Consider the following 15,657-nt stretch of genomic DNA (forward strand, 5'->3'; position numbering starts at 1 on the left):
TATTATGGTTTGCGTCGGAAACGTCCGCAGGCTTAAATGATTTCTAGTATTTGCCGAAATCGTATTGCACGCTTGTTGCGAAAATCGTAAATTTCCTACGAACCGCTCTTTTGAGCGGTTTTTTGCATTTCAAAAGCTGTTCGAATTGCGTCGCCGTATCGGATTGCATAGTGTGCAATATGTGAGCGTACGTATCCATCGTCAACGTTGCATCGGCATGACCGAGTCGTTCCTGGATGACCTTGGCATGGACGCCCATCTCCATCAGGAGCGAGGCATGCGTATGGCGTAGTCCGTGCAGGGTAATCTTCGGGAGTTCGGCGGCTTTGATCGTCTCGATATGCCGTCTTCGTAGACCCGAGTGCCAGAGGTAGGCACCGGAGACACTGAGACAGATCAAGTCCTCGTCGTTCCGCCAGCCCATCCGCATACTGTCATACCGTTACTCGACTCAGATCCGTCGTAATTCTTTAGCGACATGCGCCGAAATCGTTACAACTCGTACTTAAATGAAAAGGGTATCTGGTCAAGAACGGGATTGAAATTCTGGTATACGGAACGTTGTACAAAAGCTGAGCAACGCACAAACGTCAACATAGGAGCATCTCAAATGATGCGTTGGTATCTTTTAGTTAACAGCAGACGCTCGACTTTATATTAGCTGACAAAAAGATAAAGTGTATGAGAATAGACTAAACAACTATGACCGCACTGACATCAAGAAGGCGCACAAGGAGGGTCAACGCCTTGCCTTTACATGGGGCGGGAAAGATATTGTGCCATATCCAGGAAAATCGTTGTATGTCGGAGCAAAAGGGATGAGGTAGAAAGACATGGAGCGTACTCAACGCGGAAATACGACAAACAGACAGGAACGAAGGTCAGTGCGTACCAGAAGCGAAAGAAACTTGATGCACATGGTTTTGTAGGCGTAACTACCTGGAACACATTTTTAAAAGTAAGAGTAAGAGTGTAAAAAAAACAAGCTCACCAATTTAGGTGGGCTTGTTATTTATTTCAGCTTTTATTAGTTCAAAGTCTACCCATGTTTCGATATATTCTGACTCAAATCCCCGTGTACGGATTTGTTTGAGACTTAAAGTCATTCTGTATTCAAGCGTATGAACTTGATAGAATTGATCGGTATATATAATGGTAAGTATTAATTGTGGACGTTTTAATGAATTTCTTTGATGAATCCAGTTACTTTTTATATAAATGTTGCTTAATAATACGAAATAAGAGGGGATTAATAACTCTACTTTTTCTTCACTTTTAATAATTGGTATATATCTAGTATAAGGTTTTACTGTAATGATTTGATTATCAATTGTCCTGTTACCGTTATACCCCTTATAGTCTTGATAAAATAAAAACTCGAACTCATCACTTTCTAGCTGACCTTTTTCAGGGTCCAGCACTTTTAGTTTTATATCGTCAAAAAGATATTCATTAATTGAATCTCGTCCACCTTCTAATACATAATTATATTTAACATCTAGAGCAAACATTTTTCCAGTATTAATTAAAGAGAGTGGATAAGAACTGAATTTTTCCTTTAATTTTAATTCTTTTACTGAGGTTTGCTCTGTTTCAACATTATTATTTATTAAAGAAGAGTCTATTTTTTTCCAATCGCTATTCATTTTTAATACTTCTGTTTGTATAAAAGTATTTAGAGGAACTAGCCGAGGTAAATCTATTTTTTCTTGTTGAACAATTTGATGCTCTAGCTGTTTAGAACTAACACTCGCTGACTTTCGTGCTGCAACCGCTGCCCATACAGCACCTATTGCAGAAGATATTTCAATGCCACCTTTTACCCATTCATTCATTCTCAATGCTCCTTAATACGTTATTCTTTAAAAATAAAGAATAATTTAGGAGATTACAACATTTTTAATTTAGACAAATTAGGTAAATATGATAAATAATCCCTGTAAAGGAATCTAAAAACAGGTTGGGCTAAGTCATGAGGTATGATGACTGGAATTCGCGAAATAGGCTATCCCTTTCCCGTTATTTAATCGAAAACAAAGATGATATTTTTATTCGTGGTGATATGGCGATGAGTTGGAAGGATGACATTGATTTTTTTCGTACAGCATGTTTTGAGCATTGGATAGACTTGACTACCTGTCGTTAGCGTCTCGACGACAGATTTGATTTCAAAGACATGTCTATTAATGGCTAGTTGTTTTTTTACAAGGAACAATGTCTTCTTTCTACTCACTTACATAATTTTATGGATATTTATCGCATAAAGGGCACCTAGAAGCCTATTCATTACACACTTTGCATGGTAGACACAGGGGCACACAAGATATACTGCCATATAGATAAGTATCCTCTTCTGATATTAAAGCACATATGAATATGTACAAAAAATGTATATTATAGTTTTATCAGTATTATGGTTTGCGTCGGAAAAAGAACACAATCTTAACGAACATAAGTGGTTATATGAAAATGATTTATTGTCTAACTTTTTTGGTTCAGTTCAAGGTGTGTGGTTCACTTATTGATTATTTTTACGAAAGAAATACAAATTTAATTTAAACTGGTGTAATTATTTTAAGCTACTATTTACAGAGAAAAATTCGAGAAGTCTAAAAATTTGATTCCTTCTATACAAATTTCTATTTCATCATCAATATTGTATTTCTTTGATATAATTTCATAATCAATTTGTTCTTTTGGTAATAAATCATTAGAATTTAGTAATTTCGAACAAACTTCTAAATCACCATTAGACATTACCAAACATTTTATTAACAATTCGACATTTATAGTATTGAATTCACTCCGGTCAACTTCTCCACTTCCTATAGTAGTTTGTGTTAACAAAAAATAATGCAAGTTGCTTAACTTAGGTACTGATATTTGAGATTGTAACGAGAGTAAATTATCAGTATTCTCTAAATATTCCTTGTGTTTTTTTAATTGATTTTGAATTCCTTTTCTAATATCTTTATCTTTATTTTTAATTTCTAAAGCCGTTATAGGTTCAGAGAAAGATTTTATTTCAAAAATTATAGCGTTACTCTTAATTTTATCGTAAATAATGTAATCAATATCAGACCCATTTATTGCGACTTCTTCATAAATTTCTAAGTGTATAAATCGATGTTTTATAAATAAAGTTATTGGGTCTGTTATTAAGTGAATCCTTAGAGCAGAATCATAATTTGCTTCTTCATATTTCCTAATTAAAGAAGTTAAAATATTTCTTTGTATTGAATTTTGAAAAATAAAATGAGGTATTAAGACTTTGCTATTATTAAGTGTAAAAATTGGAGAAAGGAATGGATTAGATTTTTTTTGAGTAGCGTAATCCAATGAAGTAAATGTTAGATCATCTAAAATTTTTATAATCAATTCTTTTTTTACCCCTACAACTTGTTCTTTCCATGAGTTTTCGTTTAATAATAAAATTTCAATACTGTAAGGATCATTTTTTAAAGTGTTCTCTCGGTCTTTAACTATAGTTTCATAATATAAATATTTAAGAACAAGTTTTAAATCTTTAATCGAGTAATCGCTAATTTTATAATCTTCTTTAATAGAAAATAGTAAATCTACCCATTCAGAAACAATAAACTTATAATATTTTTCTAAATTACCTTTAGGAGCAGACAACATAATTTGTTTATGCTTTTCTTGGAACTCTAAATTTTTTTTGTGTAAGATTATACCGTTAATAGCTTCAAATTTAGCAATATTTTCAGTTTTATATATAAACGATATTTTTTTCTCATTTGTGTTTCTTAAATCTAAATCATAAATTCCATTCCAAAAAGAAGGGAAAATTTCAAACATTGCAGCATGAATACCTCCAGACTCAAAAGTTTCATAAACTAAATTATGATAATCACTTATTAATAAATCATTTAAATTTTTTCCGTTTACAATAAGACACCTTAAGTGAATTTGTTTTATTAACCAGTTGGTTGTATAAAATATTTCATTAGCCATTGTAATTTTTTTGGGGATATCTTTTTCTTTTTTTAGTTTGTTCCACAAAATTTCAGCATTTACTCCAACAATGCTTAGTGCATCATCTCTATTAAATTCCCAAATCTTCATTTCAGAACATTTTTCATCAACTATTTTTTCGAATTTTTCTACTATTTTATTATTCATAAATTATCTTCCTTTTTGTTGTTAATGAGAATAAAGAAAATTATTATTTTAAATTTAAAGCTTTTTAAAATAATTTCAAAGAATAAATTTTTAAACATCTGTAGAGTTATGTAATAATGTACTTCATATTAAAATAATTTTTTTTAAATTAGCTTCAAAAGGAGGTAAGAGGTTAATAGTAAATAAAGTATATTGTGGTGTAGAAATTTTGGGTGCAATTTACCATAAAGGAATTAAAGATGAATTTATATCTTATAAAAAATAATTAAGCAAAAATTAAATTATTATAATTTGATTTTTGATCAATATAGTGTAGATAGACGTGAATTAAAAGATATAGATCATGTATTAACTATACACGATAGTCTCTAACACCTAAAGATGATTTAAATATATATTTTAGTAGAGTATGTGCTCGTCTAAGAAGATATGTTTCAACTTCCTATGTAAACATTACATTCAAAAAATAACGGAATGATTTTTCATACATATATACAGTTGTTCGAAAAAATTTTTTGAATGCAGAAATAAATCTAGAAATATGTTGGAGATTTTTTGATCTTGAATTATTTAAAGATGACGAATTAGTTTTTCTAAATTATGATTTATCGTTTATCTCATCCCATTAGCTTATCTGTCGGTTATTTGCACGAGCATACGGATTTTGAACAGGTTGATTTTGCAGCAACTCTCGAAACCGTCCGTTTGGTCGAAACGTTACTCCATTATCGGCTGCTCGAGCGTTATTTTGCTGAGCGGACAGAAAATCCAACTCTAGGCGGAAATACCGAGTAATGGATTCCAAATATAGTAAAAAGGAGAGGTGAGAGGAGACGATACGATGTGGATTATACTGGGTTTACTGGCGATTGGATTTACGGCACTGAATATCATCTTTTATTTGATTGGTAAGGACTATCGTTTTCTGATGGTGCTCGGACTGAGTTTTACGGCACTGACTTTGTGTGCTGAATACCGACTCGTTGCGGAATTCGTGGCTCGGGAGGATTGGGCAGCGTTACAGGACGTCGTACCGGGCATGGAGCGGGCACTGAGGGTATTGACGTTCATCTCGATCGGATTAAATGTATTGCCGCTACTGTTAGACTACCGAAAGAATCGATCTCGTTGAGGAACCGAAGAGGAGCTGAATCCTGATGAGCTATACATTTTCACCGCTGACGCAACGACAGGCGGAACAGATTGCCTACGAGTGGCAATATGACGGGGCGTTTGCATTTTATGATATGCCGAATGACGAAGAAGATTTAGCAGAATTTCTCGATCCAGCAAAGCGAACGGAACATTATTTTGCTGTGTTGGATGGGGAAGAATTGATTGGTTATTATGTATTTGAACCAAACGCAGACGTCGTTGACGTCGGGCTTGGCATGCGACCAGACTTGACGGGCCGAGGAAATGGAGTGGCATTTTTAGAAGCCGGTCTTTCGTTCATCATGGACCGATATGCACCTAAACAAATTGAATTAGCTGTCGCGACATTCAACGAGCGGGCGATTCGCTTGTATACGAAAAGTGGCTTCCTTCCCGTCGAACGGTTCCAACAGGCGACGAATGGTGGAAGCTATGAATTTTTGAAAATGCGTTTACAACCCATCGACGCAACGGAACCTTTTCCTGAATCATTAAGTAGATAACAGAAAAGGGGATGATGTCATGGCACGCTGTACGAATTGTCAGTATAAGTTCAGCACAAAAGAAGTAGTCGCTGTCAGTGTTGCAATACATGGGAAAGGCAAGACGTGTCCGAACTGTGGCGTGAAACAATACATGTCTCGAAAGTCGCAATTTTATCTATCACTCGGGAATATCAGTCTCTTGTTTGTCCTGTTCTTGCCATTTCTGATTCGGTTAAGCGACCGGGAAGAATCGATGAGGTAAGATGTCGGTTACCTTCATTTTCATGAAACTTTTTCCTGAATCTACCAGTAAATAAGGAAGAAGGAGATGATCAGATGGTACGTTGTACGAATTGCCAGTATAAGTTCAAAACGAAAGAAGTGCTTGCTGTCGGATTTGCAAAACATGGAAAAGCGTGTCCGAACTGCGGCGTGAAGCAATACATTTCAAAAGACTCGCAACATTACTTATCGCTCGGATATGTTAGTCTCTTGTTCGTCTTGATTCTCCCGTTCGTCATTAAACTGAGCGATCGGGAAAGCTCTGTCTGGTAACGTATCTGCAAGCCGCTAAAAACGACATCGATTTCGCCATGTCGTATACTGACAGCAAAGGAGATGACAGAGATGAAAACGTTATATGAAATCGATGTGCAAAACGCAAAAGGGGAGACGGTGTCGCTAAAGGACTACGCGGGGCGTGTTCTCGTGATCGTCAATACTGCGAGCAAATGCGGGCTCGTCAAACAACTTGGCGAACTGCAGGCGCTTTATGATAAATATGAGGAACAAGGAGTCACAGTGCTCGGCTTCCCATGCGATCAATTCAATCAGCAGGAGTTCGACAGTCAGGAAGAAACGATGGAATTCTGTCAGCTGAATTACGGCGTGACGTTTCCGATGTTTCAGAAGATCGACGTCAATGGATCAAATGAGCATCCGCTCTATACGTTCTTGAAGAAAGAACAGTCCGGCTTGCTGTCGTCGAAGATCAAATGGAACTACACGAAGTTCCTCGTCGACCGGAAGGGACAGGTCGTCAAGCGCTTCAGTCCAGTCGACTCTGTCCAGTCGGTTGAGAAAAACTTAACCTTATATCTATAATCATAGTAATCGTCCAGCGCGAGTCGTTGGACGTTTACGAATGAATGCGAGAGGTACATATGAAAATCAATTCTGTCTCAATCAGAAAGATGCAACATACTGATTATGAAATCATGTCTCAATGGTTAAGTACAAAAGAAGTGTTAGAGTTCTATGGAGATATGAACGCACCATTTACGTTACGACAAGTGATAGATAAATACGAACCGAGAGTAAATGGAGAGATACCTGTCGCTCCCTACATCGTAGAGTTAGATGATGAACCTGTTGGTTTTATGCAACGTTATTTGATAACGGACGAACAAAAAGAGGCATTTGGATATCCTGCGAATTTTATCATAATTGGAATTGACCAGTTTATTGGTTATCCTGAACTTTTTAATAAAGGTATTGGAACGAAAATGATAAAGTTATTCGTTGAAGATATCGCTCGAGATAATGAAGTAAATCGAATTGTTTTAGATCCTGACGTATCAAATCTTAGAGCAATTAAAGCCTATGAAAAATGCGGGTTTCAGAAAGTAAAAAAAATCAATGAAGATACGTGCTGGATGATGGAATATACGATTGACCATCCATAATCTGCTTCTATAAATGTTCATAGAAAAGATCCACGAAACGACTACCTGTTTCGTGGATCTTTTGCGTATGAAAATGGTTCAGGTCATTCAACGATGAACGAATCAAATGAATACGTGACGATCGCATCGCTGCGTTTATGTCCGAGGTCCGTCAGAACTGGTGGACGGGGAGACAAGATATGAAAATCCTGTTCAAATGCTCGGAGCCAGTAATGAACCCAGTTTTTTGCAGGATCGAGATTCATCATTTCATGTGCGAACATCAGTAGCTTTGAATCGGTCAGCGTCAGAAGTGGAATCGGATTGATCTCGACATCTTCTTTTAGTTCATAGAGGTCCGGTGAACGAAGCAGAATCGCATCCGCTTCGAAGGTCAATTGAAAGTAATTACAGCTGTAGTCGCCGACGATGACCATCGTCTCCTCCGTATGCCCACGAAAATGAAAAATCAATCGGTTACCATTTGCGACATCCATCAAGAACTGATCGAGTCCGATGTGATAATCTTCGCGAAATTGTAGTTTCTCAAGCGTGATTTCTTGCATGATTTAGCCTCCAGTCCGGGTTTGTCGTTCTTCTGTCAAAACGGTTTGGCGCGCTGCTAGGCGAGACGAACCGATCAATAAGGCGATTCCGAGTAACAATAACGAGATTCCGAACCAAGCCGTACCACTTAATTCTTCACCGAGGACGAACACACCAAGCAAGGCGGCAGTCAGCGGCTCACCGAGCGAGAGCGTGACGGCAGTCGACGATGGTACGTTCGATAGTCCTTTCGCGAATAACCAGTAAGCGATTCCGGTCGCAACGACGCCGAGATGGAGGCTGATTCCGGCACCACGTGACGTGAACATCCAGGAGAGATCGAATAAGAAGAGCAGAGGTGACAACAGTAAGGCGCTTGTCGTGAAAATGACGGCAACGACTGACAGCGGTGCGTGTGTCTTGACGAGGTCTCGACTGACGAACGTGTACCCGGCAAACGATAGTCCGGCACCGAGTGCGAGGACGATCCCGATTGGATCAATCGCGACCGTTCCTTGATTGTTCAGAAGCAACAGACAGCCGGTGATCGATAGTCCGGTCGATGCCCACCACAGCAGCGCTGGACGTTTCTTTAGGAACAGCCACTCGATACATCCAGAAAAGATCGGCGCGCTACCGATCGCGACGACGGTACCGACAGCGACACCGGTCATCAATACAGCGGAGAAGAACAGTGGTTGGTATGCCGCCATGCTGACGGCAGCAAGTAAAATCGTCCGCACCGGCCAGTCGCGTAACGTCAGCGTTCCTTTGAAGAGAACGAGACAGAGTAAGAACAGTCCACCGACAGCAAGACGTACGGCACCGATCGCGATCGGGTGTGCATCTTCTGGCGCAAAGGCTTGTGAGGTTCCCGTCGTGCCCCAAAAGATCGCAGCGAGTAAGATGAGTAACATCGATGATGATTTAGACATGGGTCACCTCGTCATTTTTTGAATGATATTAAAACGAGAATACCACAGAACAAGTAGGATAGAATACACCAAATAATTGAAAAAATGGTATGGTGTATAGGGTAAAATCGTATCATTCACGAATACGAAACGAAAAGGATGGAACCCATGAAAGAAATGAACCAAATCGAAGCGGTACTTGACGTCTTATCACAAAAAATCAATCACGGGTCGACCTTTATTCAGCGGCGATACGATACAGGAGTCGCTCAATTCAATTTGAATGATCCGGTGACGGAACAGGCGATTCAGTCATTTGAAAAACAATTCAAGCTAACGTTACCAAGTGAATATAAGACATTCCTTCGTTTACATGACGGAGCGGAGTTGTTCATGATCCAAGGTCTCGGCATCGAACTCTATCCACTTGAAAAAGTCATTGAAATGACAATTCAAGCTAAAGAGTACGACCTGATCCATGAAGACTATGATCATTTCTTGATGATTGGCGAAATGAACGAAGGATATGTCTTGATTCAAACGGAAGATGCGAAGACAGATGAGACACCCTATATGCACTGGATGTTTCATGAGTTGTCGACAGAGGAGACTGACCCGATCGGACAGAACTTCGGCACGTTCCTTGAGTATGCGATCATTGCGCAAGGCGATATGTTCTGGGAGTTCAAGGACTTCTCGATTGCAACAGATGCTTATTATGTAGAGGACTACAATTCCGAAGAGGAAGTGAGCAAACCTCGACCAATTCGCTTCGTCGACTCGGTTCGCGTTGAAATCGAGTATCCGATTGCGAAGAAAAATGCTTGTTTCTCGGTTAAGATTTTCGAAGGAAAACAAGAAAAAGAACGTCTTGGCAGTAGCTACGACTCGGATTCGTGTTTTGAAAAAGTGATGCAATCGGTTCGGGAATATCTAATGGCAGAGAGATTTCAGTATTCGTCGATCAAGGTCTTTCAAACGGAACACCGATTTTGGCAGAACGATGACGAGACGGGTGATCCTTTGATTCGTAACCACAATCCACAACGGCAAGGAATGCGCTTCGACGGGTACCGTACCTTCGTCGAGGAGCCACCTCGCCCACTCCCAGGGTGGGAATGATTCAGAAATTTCTTCACACAGAACGGAGTTTTACAGATGAAAAAATGGTTGTTATTCCCCATGATACTTTGTTTGAGCGGTTGTATGATTCAACCGCAAAGTGGGAGTGAGACGAATGAGACATCCTTCAAAGGGACTACGAAAGAGGGACTCGTCTTTGAATACAAATTGACGAACACAGGAGACCATGCATTTGATGTCGTAGCTCGCTCTGGGCATTTGTTGAATGTCATCGTTCGTGAGAGCAAATCAAGGACTGTCGTCTTCGAATCAAGAAAGCAACAGAGTAAAACAAGCCAACAAAAGAAACGCGTCAAAGCATCAGAAACCGTCGTTCTCAAACAAACGGTACAAGGCGGGACAATCGAACCGGGTACATACGATATCGAATATCTCGTTGAGGAGAAAGAACAGTACAGCGACAGTTCTAGTTCAGTAGAGGATATGGAAGAGAAATTAAAATGATTTACGCCTCTGGTGAATGATTTCTTTAATAAATATCTTAGAACCTCATACAGGTTTCAGTACGAATGATGTTATTAGTAACATGAGACGTTCAAAAGTGGTCCATGTGAAGCTGGTTTTTATCCGTTAGGCATCTAACGGATGAAAATCAGCTTTTTTGTTTATTAATGATGCTTCGCGACACTGTTCTATCAACTGACGATCAATCAATCCTACGGACCACGCATCCCGTTACTCGTCGCGACGATTGGACGGGAGCGAATGTCTGCGTTACTGGACTTTGTGAATGAGGAAATTACAGCAAGCAGGAAATCAAGGGACCAAGCCTGAAATGAAGGACAAAACCTTATTTTTATATATGGAAATTTAATTTCAAAATTAAGTAAATAATATTGAATTAAAATTTCTTAATTGTATAATAAAGGGAGGGAAGAGAAAGGGTGAAGCAGATGTTAGATCAATTAGCAACGGAACGTCGGAATGAACAGACGATGCAACTCGACGAGATGACAGTCGAAAATGTCTTACGGGTGATGAACGCCGAGGATCAAACGGTCGCGACGGTCATTCGGGAACAAATTCCCGTTATCGCGGAAGTCGTCAAACACGTCATTGCATCATTCAAAAACGGAGGACGCTTGATTTACATCGGTGCTGGTACGAGCGGACGACTCGGGATTCTTGACGCGGCAGAATGTGTGCCGACATTCGGGGTCTCACCAGACATGGTCGTTGGTTTGATTGCTGGCGGCGAACGCGCGTTAATTAAGGCGATCGAGGGGGCAGAGGATAGTCGGACGCTTGCCGTCGACGATTTGAAAGCGCTCCAGCTAGAAGCGCGTGATACGGTCATCGGGATCGCAGCAAGCGGGCGGACGCCGTATGTCATCGGTGGTCTTGATTACGCGAAGGAAGTCGGAGCGGTGACGGCAGCGATTTCTTGCAACACGGATGCGGTCATCAGTCAGCACGCGCGTTATGCGATCGAAGTCGAAACGGGTCCGGAAGTCTTGACGGGGTCAACAAGACTAAAGGCTGGAACAGCGCAAAAGCTCGTCTTGAACATGATTTCGACGGCGGCGATGATTGGTGTCGGCAAGGTCTATCAAAACCTGATGGTCGACGTCCAGTCAACGAACGAAAAACTGGAGATCCGGGCGAAGCGGATGATCCGTGAGGCGACAGGAGTCGATGCCGTAACGGCGGAGCGTGTCTTTAGTGAAGCACACGGGCACGTCAAGACGGCGATCGTCATGATTCTCGCGAATGTTTCGTATACGGAAGCCGTCGAACGATTACAACATGCAAACGGATTTGTCCGAGACGCACTCTAAGGGGGGAAACACGATGAAGAAGGAAGAAGTGCTGGCACACGCGATTCTTGAGCACGTCGGTGGAAAAGATAATCTCCGGCAGCTTGCGCACTGTATGACGCGGGTTCGTTTATCGCTAAAGGATCCGACGCAAGCAGATATCGATGCGTTAAAGCGGATTGATGGGGTCATGGGGGTCATTGATGACGAGACGTTACAAATCGTCGTCGGTCCGGGAACGGTCAATCGGGTAGCAGACCACTTAAGTCGCGAAACAGGACTCGCGATCGGAGAAGAGTCCGTTGATCCGAATTTGACGCCAGAAGAACGGGCTGCCGTCGAACGGCAAAAAGTAAAAGCAAAACAACAGTCTCCGTTCAAACGCTTCTTGCGCCGAATCGGGAACATCTTCATCCCGCTCATTCCGGGTCTTGTTGCTTCCGGTATCATCAACGGTGGTGCGAACTTCGCAAAAAATGCGGGTGTCGATGAAACACAGACATGGATGCAGATTTTACTACTGATCGGTGGGACGGTCTTTTTATATCTCGCAATCCTCGTCGGGTGGAATACGGCGAAGGAATTCGGCGGCACGCCGGTGCTCGGAGCAATTGCCGGTGGGATTCTATTCAACCCCGTGCTTGCGGATATCACGATTTACGGGGAACCGCTCGTTGCGGGCAGGGGCGGCTTGTTTGGTGTCATCTTCGCAGCTTGGCTGATGACCTATCTTGAGAAGCACATCCGTCGCTTCATGTTCGCATCGATCGATATCATCTTTACGCCACTGTTGACGGTGCTGATCGTCGGATTCGCCTCACTCTATGCGATCATGCCGGTTGCTGGACTGCTGTCAGACGGTATCATGAAAGCAATCAATGCCGTGCTTGAGGTCGGTGGACCACTCGCCGGAGCCGTGCTGGCTGGCTTCTTCTTACCACTCGTCATGGTCGGTCTCCACCATGGATTGACACCAATCCATCTCGAGTTCTTGAACACGATTAGCAACACACCACTCTTACCAATTCTTGCGATGGCAGGAGCGGGTCAAGTCGGGGCGGCAATGGCGATTTTCGTCAAGACGCGCAATCCGCGCCTGCGTAACATCATCAAAGGGGCGATCCCGGTCGGATTCCTCGGAATCGGTGAACCGTTGTTATACGGTGTTACGTTACCACTCGGTCGTCCGTTCGTAACGGCATGTCTCGGCGCAGCAGTCGGTGGTGCCTTCCAAGCAACGATGAAGACGACCGCACTCGGTGTCGGCGTATCCGGGTTGTCATTGACACCGTTGATTGACAACGGAATGTACTTGACGTACATCGGAGGTCTCGTCATCTCGTACGCGGCAGGATTCCTATTCACATACTGGTTCGGTTTCAAAGAAGAGATGGCAGACGGTATTTAACGTATTGAAAAGCAGTTGAATCCTTCGAAAAAGAAGGGATCAGCTGCTTTTTCCCTAAGTAGAGAAGTGAAGGAGTGAGTGTATGAAAGGATTATCAATCTATTTAAGTGAACCGATCACAGACGAGACGAGCGAGTGGCTACAGCGGATGAGCGCTGTCGGCTTTACGTCGCTCTTTACATCGCTACATATTCCCGAGGATGATTCTTCACTGTACGTCGAACGCTTGAAAGCGCTCGGTCATTTAGCACGTGAGCTCGGATTCGAACTCGTGGCGGACATCGCACCAGCGTCGCTCGCGACGCTTGGAAAGACATGGGAGACGGCAGCGACGTTAACGGACTGGGGTGTGACAGGACTCCGTCTTGATTACGGCATCAGTCCGCAGCAAATCGCGACGTTATCGAACCAAATGATGGTCGCGCTCAATGCCAGTACGTTAACAGCAGACGAATTGACGGAGATGAAGGCACAGGGTCTGCGAATCGATCACACGGAAGCGTGGCATAATTTTTATCCGCGACCGGAAACAGGACTCGACCGGACGTGGTTTGACGAAAAAAACGCCTGGTTACAGGCGCAAGGATTAAGGGTCCAAGCGTTCATACCGGGTGACGAGACACTTCGCGGACCGTTATTCGAGACGTTACCGACACTTGAAGAACACCGAAATGCGGCACCGTTCGCCAGTTACATCGACTTACAATCGACCGTTGATCGAATTCTTGTTGGGGATCCACGATTGACGGAGGCGACGATTCGGCAATTCGAAGCAGAGCAAGACGGAATCATCGTACTTCGGGCAGTAGCGAACGGACAGCAAGCACAACGGGATACGGAAACGAATCGGTTTGATCCAGCGCGGGATGTCATTCGCTCCGTCGAGTCGCGGATGAGTCCGTCGACGATTGATCTGACACCGCAAGATCGGTCTGCCCGCCCGCTTGGCACAATCACGATTGATAATGAACGCTACGGGCGATACGCGGGCGAGGTTCAAATCACGAAACGTAATCTACCTGCGGATGAGCGAGTCAACGTTCTCGGACGTGTCGTTGAGGCCGATCAACCATTGATCGCACAGCTTGGTCCAGGAAGTAAATTCCGGATTGACTGGGTGGCGCCATGAGGCAGATCGTTGCCGAGCGCTTCGCCTATCTATACCGAGGGGAATTGTTCACGGTCGTCACGATTTTACCGCTGAGTTGGTTTGGGAATCGTGTCTTTCCACGACTGCAGTTATTTGAACTCAGTGCCTTTTGGATGTCACTGTTTTTGTTTGAGCTGTTGTTGATTCAAGGAGCTTGGTATTGGTACAGCAAGTCAAGGCGTCTGAAGAAGGAAGGAACGTCAATTACCCGAGAACCGGTCGTCCGACGATTACGTCACTGTCGTGTCATCAATCTGGCTTTGATCGTTCTGACAGCGTGTGCGTTCGGAATCGACTGGATTCGTTTTCAATCTGAGCTTCCGGTGTATGGAATACGAATCACCTTGTTTCTATATATTTTCGCAATCCTTGAATATATCAATTATTTCCATATCCAACTGATGTACGATAACCGGTCAGATGTGCAATACTTAATACGGAACAGACGTTTGAAACGATCAGCATTGAATAAGGATATGCAACGACTTCGTAAAGTAGTCTGAGGGTTCATAGAAAATAGGAGGGATTGTATGCTCGATATGCTCATTCGTGGCTATCGAAAGTTACGGAAATTAAGAGGGCGTTGAGAAAAAGGAGGATATGTTGATGAATTGGCTCAATCAACCGTCGCGTATTAAAGAAGAGACACCGTTACGCTTCATGACGGATCCGGATACGGATTTTTGGCGCAACACACATTATCAGTTTAATCGTCAGACGGGGCATGCGTTGTTGCAGGATGCTCCAAATGGAGAATTCAAATGCCGGATTGAAGTGAAATTAAAACCGAATGCTACATATGATCAAGCGGGGATTTTACTTTATGTGAATGACGATCACTGGGTGAAAGTCTCGGCTGAGTTCATTCCGGATGGTCCATCACATCTGGGTGCCGTCGTGACGAGCTTTGGGTACTCGGACTGGTCGTGTCGGGATGTCGACAACACACTATTTGATGCACCGCTTGTCTTTGAACTCCACTATCTCAATCAAGATGTCACGTTGTATCACGTAACAGGAGAGCACAAAGAGCAACTCCGGATCGCACACTTACATGACGTGACCGATTTGAAGATCGGACCGTATGCGTGTAGTCCGGATGTAGAAGCGGCAGGGTGTGAAGTGGAAGTACTAGATTTCTCATTAGAAACTATCGTTAAATAAAACGCCATAGCAAATGGGGCTGACTCAAAAGTCAGTCTCTACAAAGATAAGGGTGGCAGAATGATGATCTGCCATCCTTATCTCGTAACAAAAAGAATGACGCGTTTCGCGCCACTCCTACAGGAAAA

General features: G+C 42.4%; 19 protein-coding genes. 14 read left to right on the forward strand and 5 right to left on the reverse strand.

All coding sequences use genetic code 11. The annotated features are described in order from the left end of the window. Window positions 1-43: 43 nt before the first annotated feature. The 3 genes from B4C70_RS11355 to B4C70_RS11365 all read right to left on the reverse strand — a co-directional run bounded on the left by B4C70_RS11355 (window position 44) and on the right by B4C70_RS11365 (window position 4,143). Window positions 44-424, reverse strand: coding sequence for a tyrosine-type recombinase/integrase (locus tag B4C70_RS11355; protein WP_290779496.1), 381 nt, complete (start codon window positions 422-424; stop codon window positions 44-46). Between the two features lie 571 nt (window positions 425-995). Then, window positions 996-1,835 carry a hypothetical protein gene (locus tag B4C70_RS11360; RefSeq protein ID WP_290779499.1) on the reverse strand — a complete coding sequence of 280 codons (840 nt, stop codon included), beginning with the start codon at window positions 1,833-1,835 and terminating at the stop codon, window positions 996-998. Window positions 1,836-2,586: 751 nt separating this feature from the next. After that, window positions 2,587-4,143 (reverse strand): hypothetical protein, encoded by a 1,557-nt coding sequence (locus tag B4C70_RS11365; protein ID WP_290779501.1) that lies wholly within the window; start codon window positions 4,141-4,143, stop codon window positions 2,587-2,589. A gap of 600 nt (window positions 4,144-4,743) precedes the next feature. Between B4C70_RS11365 and B4C70_RS11370 the strand changes: the two genes are divergently transcribed. From B4C70_RS11370 to B4C70_RS11400, 7 genes are all read left to right on the forward strand, one after another. After that, window positions 4,744-4,938: a hypothetical protein gene (locus tag B4C70_RS11370; protein WP_290779504.1), complete on the forward strand. Its 195-nt coding sequence runs from the start codon at window positions 4,744-4,746 to the stop codon at window positions 4,936-4,938. Between the two features lie 46 nt (window positions 4,939-4,984). Continuing rightward, a complete protein-coding gene (locus tag B4C70_RS11375) occupies window positions 4,985-5,275 on the forward strand; it encodes a hypothetical protein (protein ID WP_290779507.1) in 291 nt (96 codons plus the stop codon). A gap of 25 nt (window positions 5,276-5,300) precedes the next feature. Continuing rightward, window positions 5,301-5,801, forward strand: a complete 501-nt coding sequence (locus tag B4C70_RS11380; RefSeq protein WP_290779509.1) for a GNAT family N-acetyltransferase — start codon at window positions 5,301-5,303, stop codon at window positions 5,799-5,801. 19 nt (window positions 5,802-5,820) lie between these two features. Next, a complete protein-coding gene (locus tag B4C70_RS11385) occupies window positions 5,821-6,045 on the forward strand; it encodes a hypothetical protein (RefSeq protein WP_290779512.1) in 225 nt (74 codons plus the stop codon). A gap of 74 nt (window positions 6,046-6,119) precedes the next feature. Beyond that, the gene (locus tag B4C70_RS11390; protein WP_290779515.1) at window positions 6,120-6,338 is read left to right on the forward strand and encodes a hypothetical protein; all 219 of its coding nucleotides are present in this window, start codon (window positions 6,120-6,122) and stop codon (window positions 6,336-6,338) included. Window positions 6,339-6,410: 72 nt separating this feature from the next. Beyond that, complete coding sequence (locus tag B4C70_RS11395) at window positions 6,411-6,887, forward strand: glutathione peroxidase (RefSeq protein WP_290779517.1); 477 nt, start codon at window positions 6,411-6,413, stop codon at window positions 6,885-6,887. A 59-nt stretch (window positions 6,888-6,946) separates the two neighbouring features. Further along, complete coding sequence (locus B4C70_RS11400) at window positions 6,947-7,468, forward strand: GNAT family N-acetyltransferase (RefSeq protein WP_290779519.1); 522 nt, start codon at window positions 6,947-6,949, stop codon at window positions 7,466-7,468. An 83-nt stretch (window positions 7,469-7,551) separates the two neighbouring features. Here the strand turns inward: B4C70_RS11400 and B4C70_RS11405 are convergent, their stop codons facing one another. Both B4C70_RS11405 and B4C70_RS11410 read right to left on the reverse strand, forming a co-directional pair. After that, window positions 7,552-8,013, reverse strand: a complete 462-nt coding sequence (locus B4C70_RS11405) for a hypothetical protein (RefSeq protein ID WP_290779522.1) — start codon at window positions 8,011-8,013, stop codon at window positions 7,552-7,554. A gap of 3 nt (window positions 8,014-8,016) precedes the next feature. Continuing rightward, a complete protein-coding gene (locus B4C70_RS11410) occupies window positions 8,017-8,928 on the reverse strand; it encodes an EamA family transporter (protein WP_290779523.1) in 912 nt (303 codons plus the stop codon). 147 nt (window positions 8,929-9,075) lie between these two features. On the opposite strand from B4C70_RS11410, the gene B4C70_RS11415 reads away from it, so the two are divergent. The 7 genes from B4C70_RS11415 to B4C70_RS11445 all read left to right on the forward strand — a co-directional run bounded on the left by B4C70_RS11415 (window position 9,076) and on the right by B4C70_RS11445 (window position 15,529). Further along, window positions 9,076-10,029 carry an SMI1/KNR4 family protein gene (locus B4C70_RS11415; protein WP_290779526.1) on the forward strand — a complete coding sequence of 318 codons (954 nt, stop codon included), beginning with the start codon at window positions 9,076-9,078 and terminating at the stop codon, window positions 10,027-10,029. Between the two features lie 84 nt (window positions 10,030-10,113). Then, window positions 10,114-10,494, forward strand: a complete 381-nt coding sequence (locus tag B4C70_RS11420) for a BsuPI-related putative proteinase inhibitor (RefSeq protein WP_290779528.1) — start codon at window positions 10,114-10,116, stop codon at window positions 10,492-10,494. A gap of 449 nt (window positions 10,495-10,943) precedes the next feature. Next, window positions 10,944-11,828 carry an N-acetylmuramic acid 6-phosphate etherase gene (gene murQ, locus B4C70_RS11425; RefSeq protein ID WP_290779536.1) on the forward strand — a complete coding sequence of 295 codons (885 nt, stop codon included), beginning with the start codon at window positions 10,944-10,946 and terminating at the stop codon, window positions 11,826-11,828. A gap of 13 nt (window positions 11,829-11,841) precedes the next feature. Next, window positions 11,842-13,215, forward strand: a complete 1,374-nt coding sequence (locus B4C70_RS11430; RefSeq protein ID WP_214855779.1) for a PTS transporter subunit EIIC — start codon at window positions 11,842-11,844, stop codon at window positions 13,213-13,215. 82 nt (window positions 13,216-13,297) lie between these two features. Further along, complete coding sequence (locus tag B4C70_RS11435) at window positions 13,298-14,344, forward strand: DUF871 domain-containing protein (RefSeq protein WP_214855782.1); 1,047 nt, start codon at window positions 13,298-13,300, stop codon at window positions 14,342-14,344. After that, on the forward strand, window positions 14,341-14,868 hold the full coding sequence (locus B4C70_RS11440; protein WP_214855785.1) for a general stress protein: 528 nt from the start codon (window positions 14,341-14,343) through the stop codon (window positions 14,866-14,868). Before B4C70_RS11435 ends, B4C70_RS11440 begins: the two co-directional genes overlap by 4 nt. A gap of 103 nt (window positions 14,869-14,971) precedes the next feature. Next, entirely contained in the window at window positions 14,972-15,529 is a 558-nt protein-coding gene (locus B4C70_RS11445) for a DUF1349 domain-containing protein (protein WP_251137927.1), read from the forward strand. The last annotated feature ends 128 nt before the right edge of the window (window positions 15,530-15,657 follow it).

The sequence above is a fragment of the Exiguobacterium sp. UBA5002 genome, from assembly GCF_002396765.1.
Lineage (GTDB): Bacteria > Bacillota > Bacilli > Exiguobacteriales > Exiguobacteriaceae > Exiguobacterium_A.